This is a genomic window from Burkholderia seminalis DSM 23518 (assembly GCF_902832885.1).
GTDB classification, from domain to species: domain Bacteria; phylum Pseudomonadota; class Gammaproteobacteria; order Burkholderiales; family Burkholderiaceae; genus Burkholderia; species Burkholderia seminalis.
Genome location: NZ_CADFDK010000003.1, coordinates 456,931 through 482,553 on the forward strand (window position 1 = coordinate 456,931; position 25,623 = coordinate 482,553).

The 25,623-nt window shown below is 67.8% G+C and carries 24 protein-coding genes and 1 pseudogene; 11 read left to right on the forward strand and 14 right to left on the reverse strand.

Annotation, left to right across the window (positions count from 1 at the left end):
• Window positions 1-10 precede the first annotated feature (10 nt).
• From HWX00_RS12635 to HWX00_RS12665, 7 genes are all read right to left on the reverse strand, one after another.
• Window positions 11-1,939, reverse strand: a complete 1,929-nt coding sequence (locus tag HWX00_RS12635) for a type II and III secretion system protein family protein (RefSeq protein ID WP_059560793.1) — start codon at window positions 1,937-1,939, stop codon at window positions 11-13.
• A gap of 104 nt (window positions 1,940-2,043) precedes the next feature.
• Window positions 2,044-2,883, reverse strand: a complete 840-nt coding sequence (cpaB, locus tag HWX00_RS12640; RefSeq protein ID WP_034191764.1) for a Flp pilus assembly protein CpaB — start codon at window positions 2,881-2,883, stop codon at window positions 2,044-2,046.
• A 35-nt stretch (window positions 2,884-2,918) separates the two neighbouring features.
• Window positions 2,919-4,319, reverse strand: a complete 1,401-nt coding sequence (locus HWX00_RS12645) for a P-loop NTPase family protein (RefSeq protein WP_175027738.1) — start codon at window positions 4,317-4,319, stop codon at window positions 2,919-2,921.
• 32 nt (window positions 4,320-4,351) lie between these two features.
• A complete protein-coding gene (locus tag HWX00_RS12650; RefSeq protein WP_175027737.1) occupies window positions 4,352-4,891 on the reverse strand; it encodes an A24 family peptidase in 540 nt (179 codons plus the stop codon).
• Between the two features lie 29 nt (window positions 4,892-4,920).
• On the reverse strand, window positions 4,921-5,127 hold the full coding sequence (locus HWX00_RS12655; protein ID WP_034191767.1) for a Flp family type IVb pilin: 207 nt from the start codon (window positions 5,125-5,127) through the stop codon (window positions 4,921-4,923).
• Between the two features lie 82 nt (window positions 5,128-5,209).
• Window positions 5,210-5,401 carry a Flp family type IVb pilin gene (locus HWX00_RS12660; RefSeq protein WP_034191768.1) on the reverse strand — a complete coding sequence of 64 codons (192 nt, stop codon included), beginning with the start codon at window positions 5,399-5,401 and terminating at the stop codon, window positions 5,210-5,212.
• Window positions 5,402-5,542: 141 nt separating this feature from the next.
• Window positions 5,543-5,734, reverse strand: coding sequence for a Flp family type IVb pilin (locus HWX00_RS12665; protein ID WP_175027736.1), 192 nt, complete (start codon window positions 5,732-5,734; stop codon window positions 5,543-5,545).
• 1,049 nt (window positions 5,735-6,783) lie between these two features.
• Here HWX00_RS12665 and HWX00_RS12670 point away from each other — a divergent pair.
• From HWX00_RS12670 to HWX00_RS36790, 6 genes are all read left to right on the forward strand, one after another.
• Window positions 6,784-8,022: a glycosyltransferase family 87 protein gene (locus HWX00_RS12670; protein ID WP_175027735.1), complete on the forward strand. Its 1,239-nt coding sequence runs from the start codon at window positions 6,784-6,786 to the stop codon at window positions 8,020-8,022.
• Entirely contained in the window at window positions 8,019-9,398 is a 1,380-nt protein-coding gene (locus tag HWX00_RS12675; RefSeq protein WP_175027734.1) for a glycosyltransferase family 87 protein, read from the forward strand. Before HWX00_RS12670 ends, HWX00_RS12675 begins: the two co-directional genes overlap by 4 nt.
• Before the next feature lie 24 nt (window positions 9,399-9,422).
• A complete protein-coding gene (locus HWX00_RS12680) occupies window positions 9,423-10,466 on the forward strand; it encodes a glycosyltransferase family 2 protein (RefSeq protein WP_059560781.1) in 1,044 nt (347 codons plus the stop codon).
• A 15-nt stretch (window positions 10,467-10,481) separates the two neighbouring features.
• Entirely contained in the window at window positions 10,482-10,865 is a 384-nt protein-coding gene (locus HWX00_RS12685) for a GtrA family protein (RefSeq protein WP_034192011.1), read from the forward strand.
• A 302-nt stretch (window positions 10,866-11,167) separates the two neighbouring features.
• Window positions 11,168-11,671, forward strand: a complete 504-nt coding sequence (locus HWX00_RS12690; protein WP_006483191.1) for an inclusion body family protein — start codon at window positions 11,168-11,170, stop codon at window positions 11,669-11,671.
• Between the two features lie 65 nt (window positions 11,672-11,736).
• A complete protein-coding gene (locus HWX00_RS36790; RefSeq protein WP_226193823.1) occupies window positions 11,737-12,627 on the forward strand; it encodes an AidA/PixA family protein in 891 nt (296 codons plus the stop codon).
• Between the two features lie 76 nt (window positions 12,628-12,703).
• On the opposite strand, the gene HWX00_RS12700 is transcribed toward HWX00_RS36790, so the two are convergent.
• Complete coding sequence (locus tag HWX00_RS12700; protein ID WP_175027733.1) at window positions 12,704-13,192, reverse strand: DinB family protein; 489 nt, start codon at window positions 13,190-13,192, stop codon at window positions 12,704-12,706.
• Window positions 13,193-13,287: 95 nt separating this feature from the next.
• Between HWX00_RS12700 and HWX00_RS12705 the strand changes: the two genes are divergently transcribed.
• A complete protein-coding gene (locus HWX00_RS12705; RefSeq protein ID WP_226193821.1) occupies window positions 13,288-14,196 on the forward strand; it encodes a LysR family transcriptional regulator in 909 nt (302 codons plus the stop codon).
• Window positions 14,197-14,375: 179 nt separating this feature from the next.
• On the opposite strand, the gene HWX00_RS12710 is transcribed toward HWX00_RS12705, so the two are convergent.
• On the reverse strand, window positions 14,376-14,990 hold the full coding sequence (locus tag HWX00_RS12710; protein WP_049030703.1) for an NIPSNAP family protein: 615 nt from the start codon (window positions 14,988-14,990) through the stop codon (window positions 14,376-14,378).
• 96 nt (window positions 14,991-15,086) lie between these two features.
• Between HWX00_RS12710 and HWX00_RS12715 the strand changes: the two genes are divergently transcribed.
• On the forward strand, window positions 15,087-16,007 hold the full coding sequence (locus HWX00_RS12715; RefSeq protein WP_175027731.1) for a LysR family transcriptional regulator: 921 nt from the start codon (window positions 15,087-15,089) through the stop codon (window positions 16,005-16,007).
• Window positions 16,008-16,072: 65 nt separating this feature from the next.
• Here HWX00_RS12715 and HWX00_RS12720 read toward each other — a convergent pair.
• Window positions 16,073-16,326: pseudogene (locus HWX00_RS12720) on the reverse strand (type 2 periplasmic-binding domain-containing protein); the annotation flags it as partial.
• Window positions 16,327-16,396: 70 nt separating this feature from the next.
• On the opposite strand from HWX00_RS12720, the gene HWX00_RS12725 reads away from it, so the two are divergent.
• From HWX00_RS12725 to HWX00_RS12735, 3 genes are all read left to right on the forward strand, one after another.
• Window positions 16,397-17,596 (forward strand): AAA family ATPase, encoded by a 1,200-nt coding sequence (locus HWX00_RS12725; protein WP_175027730.1) that lies wholly within the window; start codon window positions 16,397-16,399, stop codon window positions 17,594-17,596.
• Window positions 17,597-17,601: 5 nt separating this feature from the next.
• Window positions 17,602-19,305 (forward strand): cobaltochelatase CobT-related protein, encoded by a 1,704-nt coding sequence (locus HWX00_RS12730; protein WP_175027729.1) that lies wholly within the window; start codon window positions 17,602-17,604, stop codon window positions 19,303-19,305.
• 271 nt (window positions 19,306-19,576) lie between these two features.
• Window positions 19,577-20,731, forward strand: coding sequence for an extracellular catalytic domain type 1 short-chain-length polyhydroxyalkanoate depolymerase (locus tag HWX00_RS12735; protein WP_175027728.1), 1,155 nt, complete (start codon window positions 19,577-19,579; stop codon window positions 20,729-20,731).
• A gap of 48 nt (window positions 20,732-20,779) precedes the next feature.
• Here the strand turns inward: HWX00_RS12735 and HWX00_RS12740 are convergent, their stop codons facing one another.
• From HWX00_RS12740 to HWX00_RS12755, 4 genes are all read right to left on the reverse strand, one after another.
• Window positions 20,780-22,549, reverse strand: coding sequence for a histidine kinase (locus HWX00_RS12740; RefSeq protein WP_175027742.1), 1,770 nt, complete (start codon window positions 22,547-22,549; stop codon window positions 20,780-20,782).
• Between the two features lie 65 nt (window positions 22,550-22,614).
• Window positions 22,615-24,027 carry a response regulator c-di-GMP phosphodiesterase, NosR family gene (nosR, locus tag HWX00_RS12745; protein WP_034191779.1) on the reverse strand — a complete coding sequence of 471 codons (1,413 nt, stop codon included), beginning with the start codon at window positions 24,025-24,027 and terminating at the stop codon, window positions 22,615-22,617.
• Window positions 24,028-24,306: 279 nt separating this feature from the next.
• Complete coding sequence (locus HWX00_RS12750) at window positions 24,307-24,744, reverse strand: tetratricopeptide repeat protein (RefSeq protein WP_034191780.1); 438 nt, start codon at window positions 24,742-24,744, stop codon at window positions 24,307-24,309.
• A gap of 215 nt (window positions 24,745-24,959) precedes the next feature.
• Window positions 24,960-25,568 (reverse strand): short chain dehydrogenase, encoded by a 609-nt coding sequence (locus HWX00_RS12755; RefSeq protein WP_175027727.1) that lies wholly within the window; start codon window positions 25,566-25,568, stop codon window positions 24,960-24,962.
• Window positions 25,569-25,623: the final 55 nt, after the last annotated feature.

Consider the following 25,623-nt stretch of genomic DNA (forward strand, 5'->3'; position numbering starts at 1 on the left):
TTGACGGGTTTCAACGATCGGTGGACTCGGGTGCCGCGCTCACGCGCGCAACCTGCGCCCGCGCTGCGGCCGGGATCCGGTGCCTGGGCCGCGCCGCCGGCTGGGCCGGCGTGTCGGGGCCGGCCGTCGCGAGACGCGCGGCGGCGGCCTCGATGCGCGCGATGCGCGCGGCGTCCGACGTGCCGGACAACGGTGCGGCGGCCACCACCGGCGCGGGCACCTGCTGCGGCTCGGCCAGCACCGGCTGCTGCGCATCGGCGCCTTGCGGCGCGCGCGGTGCGGGCAGCGCGGCGGCCGGACCGGCGGGCGCTTCCGATTGCGGCGCCGGTGCGGGTGCCGGCGCCTGGGCCGGTGACTGCGGTGCGGCGGCTGCGCCGTTCGCGGGTGGCGTGCCTGCCTTGCGAACCCCGCCGCGGCCTTCCATGTTGCCGGTCGCATAGACGTCGGCTTCGTTCGGCTTCGAGAAGCTGTCGGTCGGCAGCGCGACGTCCGCGGTCTGCAGCGGCTTCACCAGGTGCGGCGTGATCAGGAAGATCAGCTCGGTGCGATCCTGCTGGAACGACGTGCTGCGGAACAGCGCGCCGAGCACCGGCACTTCGCCGACACCCGGGATCGCCTTCAGCGCACCGGTCGCGTTGTCCTTGATCAGCCCGCCGATCGCGAACGATTCGCCGTCGCTCATCTGCACCGTCGTCGACGCGCGCCGCGTCGTGATCAGCGGCAGGATCGACGTGCCGCCGATGTTGGTCGCGCTCAGCGTGACGCCCGTCTGCGACAGCTCCGACACTTCCGGCGCGACCTTCAGGCTGATCCGGCCGTTCGCGAGCACCGTCGGCGTGAACTTCAGCGCGACGCCGAACTCCTCTTCCTGCAGCGTGATCGACGACGTGCCGTTGCCGCTGCTTTGCGGGATCGGGATGAAGATCTTGCCGCCCGCGAGGAACGTCGCTTCCTGGCCGCTGATCGTCACGAGATTCGGCTCCGCGAGGATCTTGACGAGGTTGTCGGTGTTCTGCGCGTCGGCCGCGATGCTGAACGGCTTGTTGTTCGCCTTGTTGAAGACGGCCCCGCTGGCGACGCCCGCGAGCAGGTTGCTGACCAGCGCGCCGCTCCACGAACCGAACCCGCCCTGGATGTTGAACGCGCTGCCCATCTGGTTGATCAGCGTCTTCGACACCTCGGCTACCTTCACCTCGAGCATCACCTGCTGCGGGGACGTGACGTTCAGCATGTTCAGCACGCCGCCGCCGCCCTTGCCGCCCGCGGCGGGATCGCCGGCGCTGTCGCCGTAGGCGCGGGCAATCTGCACGGCCTGCTGCGCGGCCTGCGAGCTCGACACGGTGCCCGCCAGCACGATCGTGCCGGCCGCGGTCGAGACGTGGATGTCGCGCTCGCCCGGCATCAGTTGCAGCAGCGACGCCTGCAGGCCGCCCGCATCCGCGCCGACCGCGACGTCGATCACGCGGCACGCGCCGCTCTTGCCCTGCACGATCATGTTGGTCGTGCCGACCGCAAGCCCGAGGATGTACAGCGTCTGCGGCGACACCATGGTGGCCTGCGCAACGGCCGGATTGCCGATCGTCCGATTGCGGACCGGCTCCGGCATCGGCACCAGCAGCGACTTGCCGAGCGGCACGCTGACGCTGGTCGACTCGCGCACGGCGCCGACGCAGTTCGGCCCGCGCAGCGGCCCTGCCGATGCGGCGGGCGCGGCGGCCGGCACCGGCCCCATGCTGATCGTCATCTGCATCGGCCCCTTGCCGACCGCGGCCGGCGCGCTGGCGCCGCCCTTCGTCAGCGCGGCCGACTCGACGCCTTCCTGCGCGAGTGCGCCATAAACGGTCAGCCATCCCGAACAGAGGATCGCGGCCATCATCGTGCCCCGTGCGACGCGCGTCCGCAGTGGGCCGGTACCTGTGCATTGCGGTTTGATCTTCATTTCGTCTGATCCCCCGAGAGACCGGCGCCGTGCCGGTTATCGACTTCCCAGGCCGCCGCGCGTGGCCGGCGGCCAATCTGTTGGTCTGGCTGGTTTGATCTGCTTCAGAAACACTCGACGCTGCCCTTCACGCCCGTCAGCACGCCGACGCAGTCGCGCCGTGCTTCCGGCGCCGCGTGCGATGCGACGTGCACGCGCACCGGCCGCACGTGGGCGGGAGGCGGCGGCGCGTCGGGCACGGGTTCCTTGCCCAGCAGCGTCAGCTTGGTCGCGCCGCCGGTGTTCAGCGTCTTCTGGTCGACCTGGTTGCGCAGCACGAGCGACAGCGTGCCGACGCTGCGCGCGAGGTCGAGCCGTTCGGCCTGGTCGGGCGTGACTTCCAGCGTCACCGCGTTGACGACCTTCGGTGCGGTGTCGTCGCGGCTGACCTGCTGCGCGACGGCCAGCACGAGGATGTGTTCGAGCACGATCTTGGAGATGCTCTGCCCGTCGGTCTTGCCCTGTTGTTCCTGCGTGTTGACGATCACGTCGACGTAGTTGCCCGGCAGCGCGAAGCCCGCGACGCCGACCACGTCGTTCACACGCACCGTGATCGCGCGGCTGCCGTCGGCGATCACCGCGGACAGGCCGCCCTTGGTGCCGACGGGCGCGAGCTTCGACTCGATCACCGGCTCGCCGCGCGCGAGGCTGGTGCGCACGACGCGCCCTTCGAGCGCCTTCGTGTCGGTGAACGCGCCGGTCGGCACGCTGCCCGCCGGCCAGCTGACCATGTGGATCTGGTTCGGCCCGAGCGGTTCGCCCAGGTTCAGGTCGGTGGTGGCCACCGCGACCGGCGTGACCGAACTCGTGGATGTCTGCACCAGCCAGTGGGACGCGAAGACGACCGCGGCAAGACCCGCGACCATCGCGACGACCAGCATCATGACCGCTCGACTGTTTTTCATGGCAATGCTCCTCGACGAATCGTGAAAGGATCGGCTCAGCCGGTAATGAACGTGCGGCCGCCGCGCTCGAGGGGCGGCGGATGGCCGCCGTCACGTTCGGGGGCCGCGCCGAAATAGCTCGCCCAGGCGTCGTACAGCGCGTCGTGCGTCACTTCGGGCGGATCGCCGCGATACCGCGCGCCGGCGGCCACGAGTCGCAGCAGGTCCGCCGGGAAACAGGCGAGAAACGCCTTGCCGGTCGGCAGGTGCAGCCGATGCAGCAGGTAATCGAAGGCATCGCTCGCCGACACGAGCCCGAGCGACGCGCAGGCCGCCTCGTACACGGCACGGTAGTCGTCGATCGACATCGGGCCGACATGCAGCTTCGATCCGAGGCGGCGCAGGAACGCGTCGTCGCAGAACTGTTCCGGCGCCAGGTTGCTCGAGAACACCGGCCACACGTCGAACGGCATCACGAAGCGGTTGCCGGATTCGAGCGTCATGAAATCGACGCCGCGATCGAGCGGGCGCAGCCAGCGATTGAGCAGGTCGCGCGGCTCGACGCGCTGGCGGCCGAGATCGTCGACAACGTACATGCCCATGTTGGCTTTCATGTGCGGGGGCGCCTGGTAGAAGCCGGCGGCCTCGTCGCGGCGCAGGTCGAGCTCGTCGAGCGTCAGCTCGCCGCCCGACATCACGACCGGCCGCGCGCATAGGCGCCAGCGACGATCGACCGACCGGCTGCCGGGCGACTGCCCCGCCTCGACATGCACGAGCGGGTCGTAGACCTGGATCACTTCGCCGGCCGCGCAGATCGCATGCGGCACCGGCACGCGGCCGTGCATCAGCGAGCCGAGCCGCTCGGCGAGGAAGGTCTTGCCGCTGCCGGCCGGGCCGTAGATCAGCAGCGGACGGCCTGCGTTCAGCGCCGCGGCCGCCGCATCGAGCACCGACGTGTCGATCACGATCCCTTCGAACGCGGCCCACACGTCGCTCTGGCCGATGTGCAGCTTGCGGACCGAATGCGCGCTCACGCATTTGAGATACGCGTCGAGCGTCACCGGCGCGGGGCCGCTGTAGCCGCTGCGTGCCCGTTCCTCGAGCGCGAGCACGCGGCCCGCGTCGGTCAGGCGGAACGTCACGTCGAGATCGGTCGCGCCGCGATGGGTCAGCTCGACGAGATGCTCGCGCACCAGGAACGCGAAGACCTCGTCGAGCACCGCGAGCGGCAGGCAGTGCCGCTCGACCAGGTCGCCGTACGACGGGCGGCCGAGTACCAGCGTCGACTTCAGCACGAGCCCGGCGACGAACGTCATGCTCAGCCCGGTTTCCTCGAGCGTGCGCGGCGCCGCCGGCAACTGCGTGCCCAGTTTCGTATGGGCCTCCCGCGACGGCAACGGATCGGGCAGGTGCGCCACCTGCGCGTCGCGCCTCGGTTCGGTATGGTTCGTGTTCATGATCGCTCCGTCCTCGTTGCCTGTGCGTCGCGCTATGCGCACGACGCGAACAACATGCCCAGCGTGCCGGCCGCGATCGCGACGCCATACGGCAGCGTGCCGACCGAGGCGATTTCCACGGAGCCGCCGGCGGCCTCCGCGTGCGCCCCCTGCGAACGGCGCGCGATCAGCACGCGGACGTTCGCCCACATCTGGCGCATCCGGCCGCGCAACAGCGCGAACGCAACGGCGCCGATCCCGCCGGCCAGGAACGTGGCCAGCACGATGTAGAACGTCATTTCCGCCCCGACCCACGCGCCGATCGCGAGCATCAGCTTCACGTCGCCGGCCGCCATTCCGCGCAACAGGTAGAACGGCAGCAGCAGGCCGAAACCGGTCGCGGCACCGGCGAGCCACGCGAGTGCGCCGGCCGGCAAGCCGTGCAGCATGCACTGCGCAACCAGCGCGCCGACGAGCCCGACCGCGACGAGACGGTTCGGAATGCGGCGAGACGCGATATCCGTGCTGGCCGCCGCCACCGCGAGCAGCGTCACGCACAACGGAATCGGGTAAGGCGGCGCAACAGGTAGCATGGCGAACCTCTCGGGTCGAATTCGTCGAATCAGGAAACCATTGCCAGCGCGGTGGTGACCGCGGCCGTCACGGCCGCTGCAATCACCTCGTACGTATCGGCAAGCGAGCCTTTCAGCGTGACGACGCTGCCGAGCACCGCGGTGGCGAACATCGCCGCGAGCAACGCGTATTCGATCGACGTCACGCCCTGCTCGTCGACGATCCAGCGACGGACGGCACGCATCGTGGCTGCCATGATGGTCTCCGGTTCCAGGTTGACTGAATGGCCGGGGACGGCTCGAGCACTGCACCGGCCGAGCCGTCCGCGGCACGGTCCATCAGATACCGGCAACCGCGGAATCCAGGTCGGCCGCGATCGTGCTGAACACGGTCTTCAGGTCCTTCCCGATGGTCGACAGCGCCAGGATGATGCCGACGGCGATCAGTGCGGCGATCAGGCCGTATTCGATGGCGGTCACGCCGTCCTCGTCGCGAACGAAACGGCCGGCTTGTTGAATGAACTTGGACATGGTGAATCTCCTTTCGTGGTGACTTTCAAAACCCTCGAGCACCGGCTGGTCGGATGACCGTGCATCGATACGTCGAGGCAGGTTGTTGATGCCGTGTGGTGCCGACGAACGAAGCGGACGAGCCGTTCGCCGTACCGTCCATCAGATGCCCGCTACTATCGAGTCCAGATCCGCCGCGACCGTGCTGAACACCGTCTTCAGATCCGTACCGATCGCCGTCAGCGCGACGACGATGCCGATTGCGATCAGCGCGGCGATCAGGCCGTATTCGATGGCCGTCACACCTCGCTGATCCCGGATCAACCACGCGATCTTTTCGATGACTCTTGACATGATTACTCTCCTTTCGGACTACTATTGAATTCCCTTCGTCGATCGCGACGTCGGGGACGGGCACCACCGGCACTACAAGAAAATCGAAACGCGACGCTCAGCGGCGGGAACGGGGATGCACACCGTCGTCCGTGCGAACGGGAATCAGTGAAGCGGAGCGCGAGAGAGGCGGATACGGAGCGACCATCCGGATGAACCGGGCTGGCCGGGCGACCGGAACGGCACGACGGCCATTCGACGCATGGAATCCAGTTGACCGGGAAACGAATGCCCGGCAAATCCGCAATATGTTTTTAACGCGGATTGCGAGCCGCGATGTGCTGTGGTCTTTCATTTTTATTCCCCGTCTGCTGCCATGCCGATGTCTTATTGCCCTGAAGATTCCGGGTCTGATAAGTCGATCGACGATCGTTTGCGCGGTTCGTCGACCTGGCGCTGTGTATTCCCCTGCGCGCTCCGGTCATTTTTTCCGCATGTGGCGCCGAGGCCGGTTCCATGTGTCTGCCTTCAGAACCGCCGGTCGCCCCATCGTCGACTGCCGTGCCAACGCTTACGCAAAGAGCAGGCCATGCTCAGCGAAATCGAGGCGTGTCAAGGGTTCCAGCGATGCCGGCATTCCCCTGACCCAGGCCCGATGACCGATATGTTTCAAATTTGAACGATCCGGGGACGCCGGTGCGGCTGGTCCGAATGTCGGTCGTCGCGCTGCACAAAGGCCGGAAAAAATTTCGTTGGGACTTTCCCGGACGCGGTAAGCCGGTCGCGTGCCGCGCGTTCGGCGGGCTGCAACGCCGGTAAAAATCGCGGAATGTTTCACGCCGGAAACATGAAACCCGATCGCGTGGATTTCTCATACCTGAAAACGGGGTTTTCAAGCCCGTTATTCGACAGTCCCCATATCGTCTGCCAGTGCGTGGTTTGCATCGCACGATTTTTTCTTCAACAATGAATTCACCGGACAACGCGGTTTCAACGCGATTCGATCCGCAGGCACGACAACATCAGACGGCCGCGACAGACCACGCAGCCACCACGACATACGGGGCATCATGTACACAGCCAATCGTGAAACGCGCGATCGCGCCATCCGCTGCGCTCAATGGCTGACGGCGGACCGGATCATTCCGTACAGCTGCATCATGCTGATGCTCTTCGCCGCGCTGCTGGTGGTGTGGGGCGTCGTGACCGACGGCTTCACGTCGAGCGCCATCGCCCGTCCGGGCACCGATTTCTCGGTCTTCTGGACTGCTTCCCATCTCGTGTTGCAAGGCCATGCCGCATCGGCCTACGACCCTTCGTCATTCGTGCAGGCCGAGTTCGCGCACTTCGGTGCGTTTCTTCAACACCGGCCGCTTCCCTGGCTCTATCCGCCGACGATGCTGCTGTTCATCGCGCCGGTTGCCCTCGTGCCTTTCCTGCCCGCTTACTTCCTCTTTTTCGCGGGCAGTCTTTTATGCTATGCGTTCGCCGTCTCGAGGCTGTCGGGATTGCGCGCGCACCTCCCCGTGCCGCGCGCGGCGGCGCTCGTCGTGGTCGCGTACTCGGCCGTGTGCATGTCCGCGCTGTTCGGGCAGAACAGCATCCTGACCGCCGGCCTCGCCGCGCTGGCGCTGCACCTGCTCGGCAAGCGCCCCGTCGTGGCCGGCGTGCTGATCGGCCTGCTCGCGATCAAGCCGCAACTGGCCGTGGTGTTCCCGTTCGTGCTGATCGCGACGCGCGCCTGGCGCACGTTCGCGGCGGCGGCGATCAGCGCGGCGCTGTTCGCGGCGGCCGGTGTCGCACTGGCCGGCCCGGCCGCGCTGCACGGGTTGTCGCATGCGATGTCGACGGTACGCGAGCAGCACTTCATGCTTGCGTCGTACTGGCTCGCGTCGCCGACGCCGTTCGCCGCGTTGCGGCTCGCGGGCGCACCGGTGGCCGCCGCGCTCGCGGCACAGGCGGCGGTGGCCCTGCTCGCGATCGCCGCGGCCGTCGGCGTGTGGCGCCGTACGCGCGACATGCGCCTGCGCGGCGCGGTGCTGGCGGTCGCCACGCTGCTGACCACGCCGTATCTGTGGAACTACGAACTGACGTGGCTCGGCATCGCGGTCTTCTGCCTGATCGCGCATGGTCTCGACGAGGGCTGGCTGCCGGGCGACCAGGGCATCCTCGTGCTCGCGTGGCTGCTGCCGATCTTCGAGATGCTGAACCGGTTGATGAAGCTGCCGCAGATCGGGCCGATCGTGCTGCTCGCGGTGCTGTTCGTCGTCGTGCGCCGCACGGCGCTCGCATCCGGGAGCGCACGATGAAAACGCCTGCGTTCGCCCGTCACCTGCATGCATCCGTCGACGTGCATCCGGAGCTGCCGATCGCCGGCCCGCGCCGCTACCCGCACTGGCTCAATCGCGACCGCGTGCGCCTCTACGCGGCCGCCGCGCTGCTGACCGAACTGCTGTTCATCGTGATCTACGTGACGCGCGTGCTCCTGTCGCACAACGGCGCGCTGGAACCGCTGTCGCAGGACTTCTCGCCGATCTGGAGCGCCGCGTGGCTCGCCGCGCACGGCCACGGCGCCGACGCGTGGCATTTCCCCGCGCTGTTCGCGGTCCAGAAGCTGGCCGTCCCGACGATGACGCTCGCGGGCGGCGCGCTGCCGTGGCTTTATCCGCCGACGATGCTGCTGCTCGTGCTGCCGCTCGGCTGGCTGCCGTACACGCTTGCGCTCGTGCTGTGGCTCGCCGTCACGTATGCGCTGTTCGCCGCGACGATCCACGCGATCGTCCAGCGCGATGCCGCCTGGCTGTGCGCGCTCGCGTTCCCGGGCGCATTCCTCACCGTGATCGTCGGCCAGACCAGCCTCTTCACCGCGATGCTCGCCGGCGGCGGCCTGCTCGCGCTGAACCGCCGGCCTGCGGTGGCGGGCATCTGCTTCGGCTTGCTGACGATGAAGCCGCAGCTCGCGGTGCTGTTCCCGCTCGCGCTGCTGTGCGCGGGCCAGTGGCGCGCGCTGGCCGCGTGGGCCGCGACGATCGCCGGCAGCGTCGCGCTCGCGACACTCGCGTTCGGCATCGGCCCGTGGATCACGTTCGCGCACGTGATCGGCAACGTCTACGCGGTCGTCGGCACCGGTCACGCGAAGCTCGCGCGCATGCCGTCCGTGTTCGCGCTCGCGACGATGGCCGGCTGGCCCGTGCTCGTCGCGCGCGGCCTGCAACTGCTGTCGGCCGCGGTCGCCGCGATCGCCGTCGTCTACGCATGGCGCGGCGCGTGCTCCTATGCGCTGCGCGCCGCGACGCTCGTATGCGCGTGCCTGCTCGTCAGCCCGTATTTGTACGACTACGACCTGACTTGGTATGGCCTCGTGATCGCGTGGTACGCCCGCTATGCATGGACCCACGGCTGGCGGCGCTTCGATCGCGAATGGCTGATGCTGCTGTGGCTGATGCCGTTCGCCGGCCTCGCGGTCATGCCGCATCTGCCGTTCCAGTTCATGCCGCTCGTCACGCTGGCGTCGCTCGCGCTGCTCGTCGGCCGGATCGCGCAGGAAAGACACGACGTGCCGTCGATGCCCGACGCGCACGACCACTCGACCGATACCGGATTCACGCATCCGGTCCGGCCGCACCACCGCCCGGCGTACGGAATGCGCCGCACCGGCCGCCCGACCATCGGCGCCGACCGGTGACGCGACATGACAAGGGGAGTCATCATGCGGGAACCACGCTACACACCGCTCGTTTCGCTGGTTGTGCCGTTCTATAACGAAGGCGAGGCCGTCGAGCGCTTCTTCGACGTCGTGATGCCGTTGCTGACGGCCATCGACGCGATCCGCTTCGAGATCGTCTGCGTCAACGACGGCAGCCGCGACGACACGCTCGAGCGCCTGGTCCGGATCGGCACCACCGAGCCGCGCGTGCGCGTGATCGACCTCACCCGCAACTTCGGCAAGGAAGCGGCGTTGACGGCCGGCCTCGACGAAGCCACCGGCGACGCGGTGATTCCGCTCGACGCCGACCTGCAGGATCCGCCGAGCCTGATCCCCGTGATGATCGAGCACTGGCGCGACGGCGCGGAAGTCGTCGCGGCGAAACGCAGCAACCGCGCGTGCGATTCGTTCGCGAAGCGCACCGCCGCCGCGATCTACTACCGTGTGCACAACATGCTGTCGGACGTGAAACTGCCGGAGAACGTCGGCGATTTCCGGCTGATGGATCGCCGGGTCGTGAATGCGCTGCGCAGCCTGCCCGAGCGGCACCGTTTCATGAAGGGGCTGTTCGCGTGGGTCGGCTACAAGACCGTGATCGTCGAGTACCAGCGCGACCCGCGCAGCGCCGGGCACTCGAAGTTCTCCGGCTGGAAGCTGTGGAATTTCGCGCTGGAAGGCATCACCAGCTTCAGCACGGTGCCGCTGCGCAGCTGGACCTACATCGGCGTCGGCATCGCCGCGCTCGCGTTCCTGTACGGCACGTTCATCATCTTCCGCACGCTGCTGTTCGGCAATCCGGTGCTCGGCTACGCGTCGCTGATCTCGGTCACGCTGTTCATTGGCGGCATCGAACTGATCGGGATCGGTGTCGTCGGCGAATACATCGGGCGAATCTACGACGAGTCGAAGCAACGGCCCGTCTACCTGATCCGCCGCCGCTACCAGGTGCACGCCAAGGTGATCGAGCTGCCGGTGGCGCGCGACGCGCGCCGCCAGGCCGCCCGCCGCCGCACGCAGCCGACCCGCGCGCGGATCGGCGCCCGCTGACGCATGCGCGCCGCCATGATCGACCTGCTCCACGCCGAACGCACGCGGCTCGTGCGCTTCGGCGTGTCCGGGCTGTGCTCGACCGCGCTCCACACGCTGGTCGCCGCGGCGATGTTCGCGCTGTTCGACGCGACGCTGGTGGCCGCGAACGCGGTCGCCTTCCTGTGCGCGACCGCGTTCTCGTATCTCGCGAATACGCTGTGGAGCTTCGCGTCGACGGTGCGCACGCGCAACCTGGTGCGCTTTCTCGCGGTCACGCTGGTCGGCTTCGTCGAGACGATGCTGCTGGCGCGCGGCGCCGAAGCACTCGACCTGTCGCGCGGGATGAGCATCGTCGCGATCGCGCTGCTGATCCCGCCGACGACGTTCGTGCTGCACCGGCTGTGGACCTACCGGTAAACGGCCCGCCCGCGTTTCCTCCTCCCCGCCGATAATCGGTCAATCGATTAACAGATTCAATGTCGCCATATTTATGTGGCGTATCGAATCGATTGATTCCGATTTTAAAATTACCAATCGATTTAATCATAACGACCTGTTTACTTTTACAGCTTCCATAATTAACCGAACGGGATAATCTGCATTCGCCGTCGCTTCAGCACCTGCCGCCTCCGGAGCAAATCCTTGCGGCACAAGGCGATGGCGGCCGCACGAAGCAATTCGCGCAACGATAAGTCCCATTACTTCAAACGGGAGCTTCCATGTCACGCGTTACCGATGTGCTCGTTTCGTTCGATACCGAAACCATTCTCAAAAAATATCCGAATCCCAGCAAAAACCCGGCCGCTCCGACGCTGATCGACTGGCGTTATGTTTATATGGTGACCAACCAGGACAACGTCATCTCCGGGCAGGCAGGCGGCGAGCTCGATCTGAAAGCGCAGGTCGGCGACCTGATCCGCTGGCGTGAAACGAGCCTGTCGCTGGGCTTCGAGAACCAGGTGGTGTTCTACAAGTTCATCGGCAACGTCGGCAACGACCTGATCTCGACGCCGACGCCGCGGGTGGCGGAAGCGTCGATCCCGGTGCCGAACACCAGCAAGCCGGAAGTGCCGACGTGCCAGAAAGTCGCGAACTACTACTGGTCGTCGGAATGCCTGAAGGTCGGCCGCGTGACCTACCACTTCCAGTTCCAGATCATCGATCGCAACTGCCAGAGCCAGGGCTGCTTCTCGTGGGATCCGTTCATCTCGATCCATAACTGATCGCGGCAGGCGGGCGGCCGCGCGACGGCTGCCCGTGCCGCCCCCTTGTTGCGCAGGAGGTGCTCATGTCTGGTCTTCGTTGCGATGTGCTCGCGGTCGTCGACGCCGTCACGCTGCTGTCGGCCCACCCCGATGCGAGCCGGAACGCCGATGCGCCGACCGTGATCGACGGCCGGCACATCTACGTGTTGAGCCCGGGCGACGCCGGGCAGGTCGGCCACAACGACAACCGGCTGTTTGCCGGCCTGTCTCCCGGCGACGAGCTTCATCTGCGCGAAACCGCGCTGGCGCTGCGCGCGGAGCTGAGCGTGCTGTTCATCCGGTTCGCGTTGAAGGACGCCGGCATCGTCGCGCCGATCGAAGCGGAAGTGCGCGATGCCGCCAAGCCGGTGCCGGACGGCGACGACCTGCTTCATCCGTCGTGCCGGCCGATGAAAGACCACGTGTGGCGCAGCGAGGTGCTGGCGGCCGGCACCACCACCTGCACGGCCGATTTCGCGGTGCTCGATCGCGACGGCGCGGTGTCCGGTTACTTCCGCTGGGAAACGACGATCGAGATCGCCGGCAGCCGGCCCGACACGAAGCAGCCCGGTTTCAAGCCGTCGTCCGACCGCAACGGCAGCTTCACGCTGCCGCCGAATACCGATTTCAAGGCGACCTTCTACGCGAATGCCGCCGACCGGCAGGACCTGAAGCTGTTCATCGACGACGCACCGGAACCGGCCGCGTCGTTCGCGGGCAACGGCAACGACGGCGTCAGGCAGTTCACGCTGAACTCGCGCGGCGGCAGGATCCGGATCGACGCGTCGGCCAACGGCCGGCCATCCGCGACCGATGCGCGGCTCGCGCCGCTGTCCGCCGGCGATACCGTCTGGCTCGGCTGGCTCGGCGCCGAAGACGGCGCCGACCGCGACTACAACGACGGGATCGTGATCCTGCAGTGGCCGATCACGTGAGCGGCGCGGCACATCCAGTACACCTGATCGTCGCACTTTCCGCCCGCACGCGCCGCTCTTTCCACTCGAGCTTGGATCACCCGAGCGGAAAATACGTGATGTCGAGCGCGGGCGGCGCAACGGGCGTTTGCGACAGCAACGCATGAACCTGACCGCGATGGTGCGCGTGATGAAGGAAAAGATGGGAAAGGACCAGCCCGAGCGGTTTGCGCTGCGGCGTTCCGTCCATGCTCGTGTAGTTCACGTCGGCGTTCAGGTCGTTGCGCGCGACAGCGCCGACGATGCGCGCGAGCCGCTCGTCCTCGGCTCGCCGTTCGGTCCGCAGGCTGTCGAAATCGTCGCAGACGACAAAGTCCAGGGCCGGGATGGCGTGGCCCTCCCCGGAGAGCCGGCCGAGCCAGATGCGGTCCGTGGCAAGCAGATGATTGAGCGTATGGTGGATCGAGCCGAACGCGCATGCGCGTGCGAGAAAATACTCATCCGATGAAAGGCCGGCGCATGCCTGATACATGCGCTCATTCGCCCAAGCGGTCCAGCGCGCCAGCATCTCGAACTGATTCGTCATCGCCGTTCCCTTGTCTTTTGATTCCGTCCGGGTAATCTATGGGTCCGGATGGTCGCTGTCGATCGCGTTTTTCTTATCAGCTATAAGGTCTGATGATGCCCGTACGCCGTGATCCGCCCCAAACGCACTTGCTTCGGGCCTTCGAGGCTGTCGCCCGGCTGAAGAGCTTCAGGCAGGCGGCTGTCGAAATAGGCGTGTCGCAGAGTGCGATCAGCCAGCGCGTGGCCGCGCTCGAAACGCGCCTCGGGACGTGCCTGATCCATCGAGAGCAGGGCCGCTTCGCGCTCACCCGTGATGGCCTGGCCTATCTGGCCACGGCGGAAGGCGTGCTGCGAACGCTCGCGAGAGCCGACAGCCGGCTCGCCGATCGCCGGGAAACGGTCCGCCTGTCCGTCGTTTCGTCGTTCGCGCACTGCTGGCTCGCTCCCCGGCTCGAAGCGCTGTCCCTGTCATTCGAAGACATCAGTCTCGAGGTGCACGTGTCGGACGAGATCGTCGCGATCGACGACGGCGAATTCGATCTCGCGATCCGCCTGCATCCGAAGGCGGGCATGCCGGGAGAACGGATGACGGCAGCCGACGACGTGCTCGTACCGGTCCACGCGCCGGGCAACCGGCCAAGCCCTGCGTGTCGCGCGGAGCCGTTCGCGGGGATGAGGTTGCTCGAGGACGACTGCAGCCGTCTCGGCGGATCGCGCCACCAGTCGTGGGACACGTGGCATGAACTCAACGGATGCGAGATCCGGCAACCGCGCAGGCGGATCGTGTTCAACGACGCAGGGTTGATGATCGAGGCTGCCCGCCGCGGCGCCGGCGTCGCGCTCGCGCGCCAGTCGCTGGTTGCGGACCATCTGGCTGCCGGCGAGCTGGTGAAATTCGACGCGATGCCGCTCGCATGTCTCGCGCAAACATCGTTGATCCAACGACGCGCGAGCAGCCGCAGCCACGCGAGCCGGCGCGTCGCAAGCTGGCTGCTCGATGCCGTATCCGGCACGATCGCCTAGCATCGCTCGTCGAGGCTCGCGCGAGCGGCGCCCACCGTCGCACCGCGCTTCTCCGCCCGATCCGTCCAGCTCGAGCGAAGTCACCGGCGCTCACCGCCCGGTCGGGCAATCGCGGCAATACAGCCGGCGCGTGACCGATCGGCGCACTGCCCCCAAAACGGCCTGCGCCGGCGGCGCATTCAATGCAACGGCGACCACGCCTCCGGCAACGCGATCGTCGAGGTCGCCCTTTCGATCTGTTCCGGGCCGCCGGCCGGTGGCCAGAGACCCGCCGCGTAGTGCCGTTTTCTCAACGCCATCCGCTCTTCCAGACTCGAGAATCCCCAGATGTGCACGATACGCGGCGGTCCATCGAGCGCGTACATGTTGCAAACGAGATGCGACGTATAGTCTTTGGCCGGGCCCACCGCCCGTTCCCACGCGGAAATGGTCGGCGCGATACCGCCGGCTTTCAGCCAGTAGCGGCGAATCTCGTAGAAATCGCCGAATACCCGCGGTTCGATCTCGGGTAGAAAAGGAAACAGCGCATAGCTTTCCATCGTCAATCGAACGGACGCGCTTTCAATCCCGAAAGGTTGCCCGGCGCTCAAGGCCCGGTTGCGTTCGTGTTGCAATTCATCCGTCGTGTCGAAGCCCCTCAGCACGACGATCCGCGACAACTCGCCAATCTCCGTGCGCCATGCGCCCAGTAGCCTCCCTGGCGCGCCGGCATCGGATACCCAGCGATGCGCGCGGCGCGACACCCTATCCTGGTCTGTAAGCGGACACGACAACGTCGTGAGTTCATACAGCATGGCTGCCCTCCTTTCGCGTGGATGTCGCAATGTATGACCGAAGCGGCGGCCGATCAACGCGCGTCGCCTTGAAACAGAATCCAGTACCATTGCGCAATGGATCTCCTCAAGGCGATGGCCGTATTCGTCCGTATCGTGGAAACGGGTAGCCTGACCGCGGCCGCGCAAGCGTCCGATCTGTCGCCGACCATGGTCGGCAACTACCTGCAGGCGCTGGAAAGCCGCCTGGGCACGGTCCTCGTCCACCGCACGACGCGCAAGCAGAAAGTCAGCGCGTTCGGCCACGCCTACTACGCGCGATGCGTCGAAGTCCTCGGTCTGGTCGACGATACGGAGCGGCTGGCGCTCGATCATCTGCAGCAGCCGCGCGGGCGCTTGCGCGTGACGGCACCCGTGGTGTTTACGAACGAGTGCCTGATTCCCGCGCTCCCGGACTATTACCGGCGCTACCCCGAGATCAAGCTCGATATCGTCGCCACCGATTCGCTCGCCGATTTGTTCGATGAGGGTTTCGAGGCAGCGATTCGCATCGGCGCGTTCGCCGGCGCGGACGTGGTCGCGCGTCCGCTCGCGCCGTACCGGCTGGTGCTCTGTGCATCGCCCGCGTACGTTGCCGAACATGGCGCACCGACCACCCCGCACACGCTTGGCGAGCATCAATGCCTGACGTATGCCTATCCGCCTCGATCGGCGTGGCACGCGGCGCAATCGCGATGGATGCTCGAAGGTCCGGACGGGCCGATGAGCGTCGCCGTGGACGGCAGACTGAAGACCGACAGTGCGGATGCGTTGCGCCGGGCGGCATTGAGCGGGCTCGGTATCGCGATGCTTCCTTCGATGTTGATACGCGACGACATTCGCGAGCAGCGCCTCATCGAGATCCTGCCGGACTTCGCCGCTCCCGAACGATCGATGACGCTGCTTTATCTGCAAGAGACGCGGAAATCACCGAAGCTTCGCAGCTTCACCGAATTCGTGGTGGACCGCTTCGGCGTCGAAACGACGAATCGGGCCTGATACGGCTACCGCCCGGAAACCGCCGCGCGACGTCCTGTGTCGATCCCGAACGCCGAAGCCGCCGGTCAGGGCGCCGCACCGAACGGTCGAATCACGACGCCGCGCAGCCACCGGTCGCCGGCCTCGTGGTGATCGCGCGCCTGCCAATGCTGCCGTACCGCGAAGCCTTCGACCGGGACCGGGCAGGCATGAACCGCCAGGCCGCTCGCCTGAGCCAGGGTCTGGCCGACATGACGCGGCAACGCCGTGATCAGGTCGGTCGTCCGGACGATCGCCCCCAACCCGGGAAACCCGGCAACGCCAGCACGACCTCTCGCTCGGCAAGCCTATACAATCGGCACGATGCATCGAAGCCATGAAGCGCTGACCGACCACGCCCGTCCGCCACCATGAATGCACCCGCCGCCCCCTCCTCCGCGCCGCCGGTACTCGGCGTCTACCGGCACCCGGCCGACCCGTCCGCCGGACAATGGCTCGTCAGCCGCTCCGAGCGCGCGCACCTGTTCCGCATCCAGCATCACCGGCCCGACGGCAGCACGTCGGTCGATACCGTCGTCGACGCCGACAATCTCGACGCGAAGCTGCACAAGTGGCTTCGGGAAGGCTTCGTGCGGCGCGCGTCCGACGACCGCGCACCGCCCGCGCATCGCGACGGGTTCATGCAGGACTTGCGTCGCGCGCATGCGTCGCGACCGGCCGCGGGCCCCGATGCCGCCCACCTCGCGCGCGTCGGCGGCGTGCCGATGCCGCGCGGCCCCGGCGGGCCGCTCGTACCGCCGCCGAATCCGGCCTACCTGTTTACCGCGCGGGCGACGAGCGTGCTCGAGGATGTCGTCGAGAACCGCCGCGTCCTGCTGATCGGCCATACGGGCACCGGCAAGACGAGCCTGATCGAACAGGCCGCCGCACAGACCGGCCACGGCGTGCTGCGCTCGAACATGAACGGCCAGACGACGGTGGGCGACTTCGTCGGCTTCTGGACCGTCAAGGGCGGCGAGACGGTCTGGATCGACGGTGTGCTGCCGACGGCGATGCGCGACGGCCTGTGGCTCATCGTCGACGAGATCGACTTCGCGGAACCGGCGATCCTCGCGGTGCTGACCGCCGTGCTCGAGCCGGGCGGCAGCCTGCTGCTGAAGGAGAAAGGCAACGAGATCGTCGCCCCGCATCCGTCGTTCCGGCTGTTCGCGACCGCCAACGCGGTGGGGGCGATGGGACGGTTCCGCCACCTGTACCAGGGCGCCAACGTGATGAACGAGGCGTTCCTCGACCGCTGGCGCGTGTACCACCTCGACTATCTGCCGCCGGCCGACGAGGCGCACGTGCTGCAGCGGACCTTCGGCGCGGCGATGTCGCCCGCGATGGCCGACACGCTCGCCGCGATCGCGGCCGACTGCCGCGCCGCGTTCGTTCGCGAGGATCTGGCGAGCGCGTTCTCGACACGGCGCCTGCTCGACTGGGCCGAACTGATGCTGCGTACCGGCGACCCCGAAGCCGCCGCCGGCCCGACGATCTACGCGAAAGTCGACACGGAAGACGCCGACCTGATTCGCACCATCATCCGTCACTACATCGACGTGGACGGGTGAAGCCGATGAACCGGGACGACGACGCACGCGCGCAGCGTCTGGGCCGCCTCGCGCGCACGCTCGCGCAACGGCACGGCATCGACGTGCGGTTCGCGAGCCACGGCCCGGCCATCGAGCACGACGTGCTGGTGCTGCCCGACAGATGGCTCGCCGGCGAGATCGACGACGCTGCCCTCACCGGCTTCGTCGACCTGCATGCGGCGCGCCTGCGCTTCGGCGCCAGCGACACCGTGGCCGCGCTCGCATCGCCCGCCGTGCGCGCGCTCGCGCAGGCGATCGACGACCGCCGCGCAGCCGCGTGCCTCGTCGCGCGTTATCCCGGCGCGCAGGCATTCCTGCGCCGGATGCGGACAGTGACCGGCGCCGATACGCTGCGCCGGTGGCCGCGCGTCGCATGGCGCGACAAGCTGCTGTGGCGCATCGAGCGCGCGTTGTGGGACGAACGGCCCGCAGCCGTCGAGCGCCTGCCGTCGCTCGACGCGACGCTGGCCGCCTGCGACGATGTCGTCGACGAAGCGCGCGCCGCGACGTCGACGGCCGACAGCATCCGCGCGGCGCGGCGCATCGTCGAACGCGTGCGCGCGCTGGCGTCGGCCGGCGCCAACAACATGATGTTCACGGCCGATCCGGGCAGCACGATCGACAGCGACGCGATCGCCGCCGAGTTCGACCCGGACGGCCAGGGCGCGGCGGACGATGCGCGCGCGCCTGCCGCCGCCGAATCCGGCGCCGCGACGATCGCCGACACGGCAACGTCGGCGCAACCGCCGACGCCGGGCGATGCATCCGCCGGCGCGATCCGCCTGTCGACGGAGAACCGGCCGCTGCTGTCGGTCCCGCTGACCACCGCATTCGACACGGTGGCGGACTTCACCGGCCGCGGCGAACCGGCGCGCTGGCATCGTCTGCTTGGTGCGGCCCGCGCCCAGACCGGGGCGCTCAAGCGGCAGCTCGAACGGGCGCTGAAGGTGGACGAGCACACCCGCTGGAAGCGCGAACAGGAGCGCGGCGATCTCGACCGTGCGGCGCTCGCCCGCGTCGCGACGTCCCCCGGCTACCGCACGCCGTTTCGCGTCAGGCGTGCGACGCCCGGGCGCGACGCGGCGGTCAGCCTGCTGATCGACTGCAGCGGCTCGATGGCGGGCAGCAAGATCGAACTCGCGACGCTCTGCGCGGCCGCGCTGTGCGACGCGCTGATTCAGCTCGGCTTCGCGTGCGAAGTGCTCGGCTACAGTTCCGCCGAGGATGCGGCGATGCGCGCGCACTACCAGCGCTGGATCGACGACGGTCACAGCACGTTCGGCTACAACCGGTTCGTCGAACGGCTCGACCTGCGGGTCTACAAGCGGTTCGATTCCGACAACCCGAGCGGCATCGCGTGCCTCGAATGCGGCCACGAGAATCCCGACGGCGAGGCATTGAGCTGGGCCGCGGAACGGCTGTTGTCGACGCGCGCACGCCGGCGCATCCTGATGGTGCTGTCCGACGGCTCCCCGGCCACCGGCGACGGCCACCCGGCGATCCTGCGCACCGACCTGCACGCACGCGTCGACGCGTTGCGCGCACGGCGCGTCGAACTGATCGGCATCGGCATTCTCGACGATGCGGTCGAGTCGTTCTATCCGGTCAGCCGCGTGGTCGAACATCTGAATGCGTTGCCGGGCGCGGCGTTCGCGGTACTGAGCGACACGCTGCTGGATCGCCGGTAGCGCTGCGCGCGGCAGGGTGGAAGCGGACTTCGGCATTGCGGTTCGCACACAAGTCACATCGGACGGTTACCATTCCGCTTGGCCGGGTCGAATCGCCGCCGCGACGCAGGATCGCGTTTTTCCGTTGCATGCGCTCGGCCGCCCGGTTCCGCTGCGGTCGCGGGCGGCAGCACGAACCTTGCTCCGCAGCCGGTCGACTTTCATCCCGACGGCGAATCCGGCCGCCTCGCACTGCCGCGGCCGGCAGCCGGCAGCCGGCACGAAACTGCATATGCCCAGGAAACGATCCAGCCTCTGGCTGCGGCCTCTCGAACTCCTCTCAATCGCGACCGGTGCGCGGCCGAAGAAGGTGGCCGGCAGGACGCGGCCGGCCGCCAAAAAGGCCGCACCGAAAGTCGCTTCCGCCAAGACGCCGCAAAAAACCGCCGGGAAAATCACTCGACGGGCCCCCACGCCGGCGGCCAGCGTCCGTTCCGCCAAGCGCACGCGCACCGCGCATGCCGCACGCGCGGCGTCCGACACGCCGCCCGGCACGTGGCTGCGCTCGTTTCACTCCGCCGGCCCGAGCGCCGGCCGCCTCGTCAATCATCTGGCGTACGCGCTCTATCTTCCCGCCGCGCCGGCCGCGACAGCCGCGCTGCCGGTCGTCGTCATGCTGCACGGCTGCAAGCAGACCGCCGAATCGTTTGCAGCGGGCACGCGCATGTGCCGCCTCGCCGAGCGTGCGGGGTTCGCCGTGCTGTTTCCCGAGCAGGCCAAGACCGCGCATGCGCACCGCTGCTGGCACTGGCACGGTGATGCGACGCAGTCCGAAGCCGCGGCCGTCGTGTCGCTGGTCGATGCGATCGTGCGGCACCATGGCTTCGATCGCGACCGGATCTACGTGGCGGGCCTGTCGGCCGGCGCGGGGCTCGCGGCGGCACTGGCGATTCGGTATCCCGAGCGTTTCGCGGCGGTGGGCCTGCACTCGGGGCCGGCCATTGCCCCGCCGTCGTCGGCGATGGCCGCGATGAGCCTGATGCGACGCGGCATCCGCGACGACCCGCTCGATGCGCTCGACGCCTGCGCCGACGTCGCGTCCTATCCGGGCATGCCGGCGCTCGTCGTGCACGGCGCGCTCGATACGGTCGTCACCGACCGGAACGCGACGCAGCTCGGCATCGCATTCGCGCGGCTCAACCGGCTCGTCGACGAACACGGCGCGATCCGCGTCGGCGAACAACACAGCTACGCGCGAGACGATGCCGCTTACGTCGATTATCTGAAGGCCGGGCGGCTCGTCGTCAGGGTGTGCATCGTCCACCGGCTGCCGCATGCATGGAGCGGCGGCGACCCGCGCGAGCCATTCCATTCCGCGACGGGGCCGGACGCGAGCGCGATGTTCTGGCATTTCTTTCGTCGTCAGCGCCGCAAGCGACCGGCGTGACGCGCGACGCGCGCGGCGGGTTCCCGCGAGCGGCGGGCGGCGATCGCGTCACGCGCGTTGCTCCAGCGCCGCCGCACTCGCGCGGTCGACGGCGCGCCGGACCGGCAAGCGGATCCGGAAGGTGGTCCCGCGCCCCGGCGCGCTCGTCACGTCGATCGTGCCGCGATGGCGCTCGACGATCCCGTGCGACACCGACAGCCCGAGCCCCGTGCCCTGCCCGACCGGCTTCGTGGTGAAGAACGGATCGAAGATCCGCCGCATGACGTCGGGCGTCATGCCCGCGCCGGTATCGCTGATTTCGATCGACACCTGATCGCCGTCGCTCGACGTGCGGATCGTGATCACGCCATGCTCGGGAATCGCCTGCGCCGCGTTGACCAGCAGGTTCATGAATACCTGGTTCAATTGCGACGGCAGGCATTCGACGGGCGGGATATCGCCGTAGTCGCGCACGACGTCGGCCTTGTACTTGAGTTCGTTGTGGACGACGTTGAGCGTGCTCTCGAGCCCCGCGTGCAGATCGACGACGCGCCATTCGTCGCTGGCCGGGCGCGAGAAATCGCGCAGGTCCTGCACGATGCGCCGCACCCGCAGCGCGCCGTCGATCGATTCGTCGATCAGCGTCACGATCTCGTCGCGGACGTAGTCGAGATCCGCGGCCCGGCGCACGGCTGTCAGCGTGTCGCGGCTGGTCGGATCGAGCTGCGGCAGCGCGGCTTCGTGCGCGGCGATCACGTCGAGCAGGTTGCGCACCCATGCCTTCAACGTATTGAGGTTCGCGCTGACGAAGCCGATCGGATTGTTGATCTCGTGCGCGACACCGGCCGCGAGCTGGCCGATCGACGCGAGCTTTTCCGACTGCAGCAACTGCTCGTGCGTTTCCGCGAGCGCATGCAGCAGGCGCCGCTGTTCGTCCTTCTCCTGTTCGAGCTGCGCGTGCGCGGCCTTGCGTTCGTCGATCTCGGCCGCCATGTTCTCGCGCGTGCGCTGCAGCATCTGCGTCGTCTGCTCGTAGCGGCGCAGCGCGCGTTCGAGTTCGTCGGTTCGCAACCGCACAAGCCGCTCGAGCGTGTCGGTCATGCCGCGCAGGAAGGTGGTGCGCGCATCGAAACGGCACAGCATCAGCGTGACAACCAGCGTCGCCATCGTAAACAGCGCGACCGTCGTCGCGAGCCATGGCGCGTCGACCCCTTGCGCGGCGCCGCACCGTGCATCCGGCGCGAAATGTGCGGCGGCCATCGCCGTGTAGTGCATGCCGGTGATGGCCACGCCCATGACGACGGCCGCGCCGATGCGCTGCACGGTCGCGTGGCGCGCCTGCCGCGCGCGCAATGCCTGCGCGATCCATAACGCGGCCGTCGATGCGATCACCGCGATGCCGATCGATGCGGCGAACAGCGCGGCATCGTAACGAATGGCCGGCTGCATGTGCATCGCGGCCATGCCCGTGTAATGCATGCCGGCAATCCCGCCGCCCATCAGCACGCCGCCCGCGCACAGCCGCCGCCAGCCGAGCCGCGCGCGCGTGACGACGTTCAGCGCGAAGTACGACACGAGCACGGCGATCGCCAGCGAGATGCCCGTGCCCTGCCATGCATAGCCGAGCGGGATCGGCAGCGAGAACGCGAGCATGCCGACGAAATGCATCGACCAGATGCCGGTGCCCATCGCCGCCGCGCCGCCCGCCAGCCAGGCCCGCTTCAGCTTCGGGTTGTCGAGCAGCGAAATGAACGCCGCGAGGTCGAGCGTCGTGTAGGAGGCCAGCGTCGCGATCGCGAGCGACAGCAGGACAAGCGGGACGTTGTAGGTGCCGTGCATGGTCGGGCGCCCGAGGCTGGGTGAAAGCATCGTCGCGGTGCGCGGTCGAACGCGCACCGCGACCGTCACGCCGGCGGCGCGCCTGCGTCGGGCGCCTGCGCCGACGCCGCCGGGCCGGCCAGCACGAGGATGTCGAACGGCGTCCCTTCGCGCGTCTCGAAGCGCCGCACGAGTTCGATCTGATGCGCGGACATCACGCTGCCCTTCGTCATCAGCAGCACGCCGCGATGCGTGCGCAGATCGTCGGCGAGCCGCATGCCTTCGCGCAGTTGCGCCGACCGGATCTCGGCGACGGATGCCGCGATGCCGAGACTCGCGGGGTCGCGCATCAGCTCGGTGAAGCGCTCGACCAGTAGCGGGTCGTAACGCACGCCGGCCTGCGAACGCAACACGTCGATCGCCTGCTCGATCGAATGCGGCGCGCCGATTTCGCCGTGGCGCAGCCCTTCGAAATCGCGGGCGATCGCCACGATCCGCGAGCCGGGCGGGATCGCTTCCCCGATCAGCCCGTCCGGCGTGCCGCGCCCGTTGAAGCGCTCGTACTGGTGCAGCACGATCGACGCGACCTTGTGCAATTGCGCGACGGGCGTCAGCACCATCTGCGCCCGCAACGGATGCTCGTGGAACAGCCGCTGCTCGTCCGTCGTCATCCGCGTGAGCGGCTTGTGCAGCAATTCGTCCGGCAGCGACAGCTTGCCGATGCCGTGCAGCAGCCCCGCGAAATAGACGTCCTGCGCGTGCAGCTCGCTCATCTGCGCCGCCAGCGCGAGCCGGCGCGCGATCTCGCCGACCCGCATCGCGTGGCCGCTGGCGGCGCCGCAACGCAGTTCGATCATGCTCGCGCAGACCTGCACCATCGCCGTGAAGCTGCTTTTCAGGTCGCGTTGCGCGGCCTCGAGAAACATCACGGTCTGGCCGAGCTCCTCGGTGCGCGCACGCACCTGCGTTTCGAGTTCCGTGTTGAACCGGCGCAGCGCGTCGTTCTGCGCTTCCGTCAGCGCGGCCAGCCGGGCCGCTTCGCGGCGCAAGCTGCGCTGTTCCAGCGCCTGCTCGATGGTCAGCAGCAGGTCGTGATCGTCCCACGGCTTGTTCAGGTAGCGGTACACGCCGCCTTCGTTGACGGCCTGCACGACCGACGCGATCTCCGCATAACCGGTCAGCAGGATGCGCATCGTGTCCGGGTACAACGCCCGTGCGCGCGCCAGAAATTCCGCGCCGCTCATGTGCGGCATCCGCATGTCGGACACGATCAGGTCGATCTCCGTCGACGCCAGGATCGCGAGTGCGGCCTCGCCGCTGTCGGCGGTCAGGACGTCGTAGCCGGTGGGACGAAGCACGCGCCTGAGCGCCGACAGCACGTTCGGCTCGTCGTCGACCAGCAGGATCGACGGGGCGCGTTCGGCGTCGCCGGAAGCCGCTGTTGCGTCGGGGGTTTCGGATGGCACGCCATTCACGCCGTTCGTTGCAGATGTCGTCACAATGGGCCTCGGATCGATTGTTCACGTCCTCTCTGCAACATCGGCCGGCCTCGCGTTTTCCATATTGGTGGAAACGCTGATACGTGCGTGCCGGTTCCACCGACATGCATCCGGCGCTGCGCTACCCCCATTGTCGAACCCGCTTCGCGCGCGGCGTGGATATCCCCTTCCGCTTCGCCGATACGTCAAAGCCCGAACGGGCGCCATCGGCTTCGATGAAGCGGCATGGCGTCGGGGCGCGGGTCGGGCTCGTTGGCCGGGACTCGCGCCGCGCACCCGTCAAGGCACCTGGATCCCGTCCGCCCGCGTGGCCAGGAAGCGCAGGTACTTGTCGTCCTCGTCCTCGAAAAGCTCCGGCCCGCCGCCCATGTAGGCGCGCATCAGCTCGTCCGCCGCGCGGTCGAGATCACCGAGTTCGAACTGGCACTGACCGAGCCGCAGGTGCAGGAACGGGTTGCCGATCGCGTTGGGAAACCGCATCGCGTAGCCGAGATTGTCGCGTCCGGCCGCGTAGTCTTCCTGAAAAAAGTTCGCGTCGCCGATGGCGGCCATGAGCCAGGTGCCGGCTTCCCACTGGGTCTTGGGTTCGGGCAGCAGGTCGAACGCCTCCCGGTATTTCGCGAGCGCGCCTTCGAAATCCTCGTCCTCCGCCAGCGCGTCGCCGGCCTCGCTCAGCGCGCCGATCTGCTCGTAAAGTGCGTGGTCCAGTTCTGCCATGAGGGGTCCTTTTTTCCGGAAATCGAAGGGGCGTCGCGCGGCGAACGGGGCGCTGCCAGCGCGGTATCGGCCGCGCCATGCATCGTCGTGCCCGATTCGTTCGCCAGGCGCGTCAACAGTGACGCAGCATACCCGAGCGCGATGACGCGTGCGCTGCGGTTTCCGGTGTACCGGCCCGGCGCGTGCCGCAGGTGCCGGCATGCGGGCCCGTCACTTCAATGACCGACCCGATAGATGCGACCGCTATGCACCCCCTCGACACTGCGGCGGTAGGCCAATGCCACGCGTGCCGCCGGCACGCCTTCGTAGCCGGGAAAGAATGGCCCGAACCGGTCCATGGATTCCGTCAGCACGGTCGGACTCACGGCATTGATGCGGAGCCCGCGCGGAAGATCGCATGCGGCGGCACGCACGAACCCTTCGATCGCGGCATTCGACGCTGCGGCATGGGCGCCCTGCGCGATCGGATCATCGACCGCGATGCCCGAGGTCAGCGTGATCGAGCCGCCGTCGCTCAGGAAATGCTGACCCACCAGCGCGACACGCACCTGACCGAGCAGCTTGTCCTGCAGGCCTTGGTGGAAATCCGCCGCCGTCATCTCGTCGATGGGCGCCAGAATGACATTGCCCGCGGCGACCACGATGGCGTCGATGCGCCCGATCTGCTCGAACAGCGAACCCACGCTGTCGTCACGGGTGATGTCGACCTGGCGGTCGCCACGGGTGCGGCCGACACGAATGATTTCGTGCTTGCCGTCACGCGCCAGCTCATCTGCCACGGAACGGCCGACGTCCCCGCCGGCACCGATTACGACGATCTTCATCGAACACTCCTTTTCGCGTTCAGGTGGAAACGTCGCCATTCTTCCCCGAACCGAA

Bases quoted from the DNA above. Each gene is read 5' to 3' on its own strand.
- HWX00_RS12635 (WP_059560793.1), bottom strand. From the start codon at position 1,939: ATGAAGATCAAACCGCAATGCACAGGTACCGGCCCACTGCGGACGCGC.
- cpaB (WP_034191764.1), bottom strand. From the start codon at position 2,883: ATGAAAAACAGTCGAGCGGTCATGATGCTGGTCGTCGCGATGGTCGCG.
- HWX00_RS12645 (WP_175027738.1), bottom strand. From the start codon at position 4,319: ATGAACACGAACCATACCGAACCGAGGCGCGACGCGCAGGTGGCGCAC.
- HWX00_RS12650 (WP_175027737.1), bottom strand. From the start codon at position 4,891: ATGCTACCTGTTGCGCCGCCTTACCCGATTCCGTTGTGCGTGACGCTG.
- HWX00_RS12655 (WP_034191767.1), bottom strand. From the start codon at position 5,127: ATGGCAGCCACGATGCGTGCCGTCCGTCGCTGGATCGTCGACGAGCAG.
- HWX00_RS12660 (WP_034191768.1), bottom strand. From the start codon at position 5,401: ATGTCCAAGTTCATTCAACAAGCCGGCCGTTTCGTTCGCGACGAGGAC.
- HWX00_RS12665 (WP_175027736.1), bottom strand. From the start codon at position 5,734: ATGTCAAGAGTCATCGAAAAGATCGCGTGGTTGATCCGGGATCAGCGA.
- HWX00_RS12670 (WP_175027735.1), top strand. From the start codon at position 6,784: ATGTACACAGCCAATCGTGAAACGCGCGATCGCGCCATCCGCTGCGCT.
- HWX00_RS12675 (WP_175027734.1), top strand. From the start codon at position 8,019: ATGAAAACGCCTGCGTTCGCCCGTCACCTGCATGCATCCGTCGACGTG.
- HWX00_RS12680 (WP_059560781.1), top strand. From the start codon at position 9,423: ATGCGGGAACCACGCTACACACCGCTCGTTTCGCTGGTTGTGCCGTTC.
- HWX00_RS12685 (WP_034192011.1), top strand. From the start codon at position 10,482: ATGATCGACCTGCTCCACGCCGAACGCACGCGGCTCGTGCGCTTCGGC.
- HWX00_RS12690 (WP_006483191.1), top strand. From the start codon at position 11,168: ATGTCACGCGTTACCGATGTGCTCGTTTCGTTCGATACCGAAACCATT.
- HWX00_RS36790 (WP_226193823.1), top strand. From the start codon at position 11,737: ATGTCTGGTCTTCGTTGCGATGTGCTCGCGGTCGTCGACGCCGTCACG.
- HWX00_RS12700 (WP_175027733.1), bottom strand. From the start codon at position 13,192: ATGACGAATCAGTTCGAGATGCTGGCGCGCTGGACCGCTTGGGCGAAT.
- HWX00_RS12705 (WP_226193821.1), top strand. From the start codon at position 13,288: ATGCCCGTACGCCGTGATCCGCCCCAAACGCACTTGCTTCGGGCCTTC.
- HWX00_RS12710 (WP_049030703.1), bottom strand. From the start codon at position 14,990: ATGCTGTATGAACTCACGACGTTGTCGTGTCCGCTTACAGACCAGGAT.
- HWX00_RS12715 (WP_175027731.1), top strand. From the start codon at position 15,087: ATGGATCTCCTCAAGGCGATGGCCGTATTCGTCCGTATCGTGGAAACG.
- HWX00_RS12725 (WP_175027730.1), top strand. From the start codon at position 16,397: ATGAATGCACCCGCCGCCCCCTCCTCCGCGCCGCCGGTACTCGGCGTC.
- HWX00_RS12730 (WP_175027729.1), top strand. From the start codon at position 17,602: ATGAACCGGGACGACGACGCACGCGCGCAGCGTCTGGGCCGCCTCGCG.
- HWX00_RS12735 (WP_175027728.1), top strand. From the start codon at position 19,577: ATGCCCAGGAAACGATCCAGCCTCTGGCTGCGGCCTCTCGAACTCCTC.
- HWX00_RS12740 (WP_175027742.1), bottom strand. From the start codon at position 22,549: ATGCACGGCACCTACAACGTCCCGCTTGTCCTGCTGTCGCTCGCGATC.
- HWX00_RS12750 (WP_034191780.1), bottom strand. From the start codon at position 24,744: ATGGCAGAACTGGACCACGCACTTTACGAGCAGATCGGCGCGCTGAGC.
- HWX00_RS12755 (WP_175027727.1), bottom strand. From the start codon at position 25,568: ATGAAGATCGTCGTAATCGGTGCCGGCGGGGACGTCGGCCGTTCCGTG.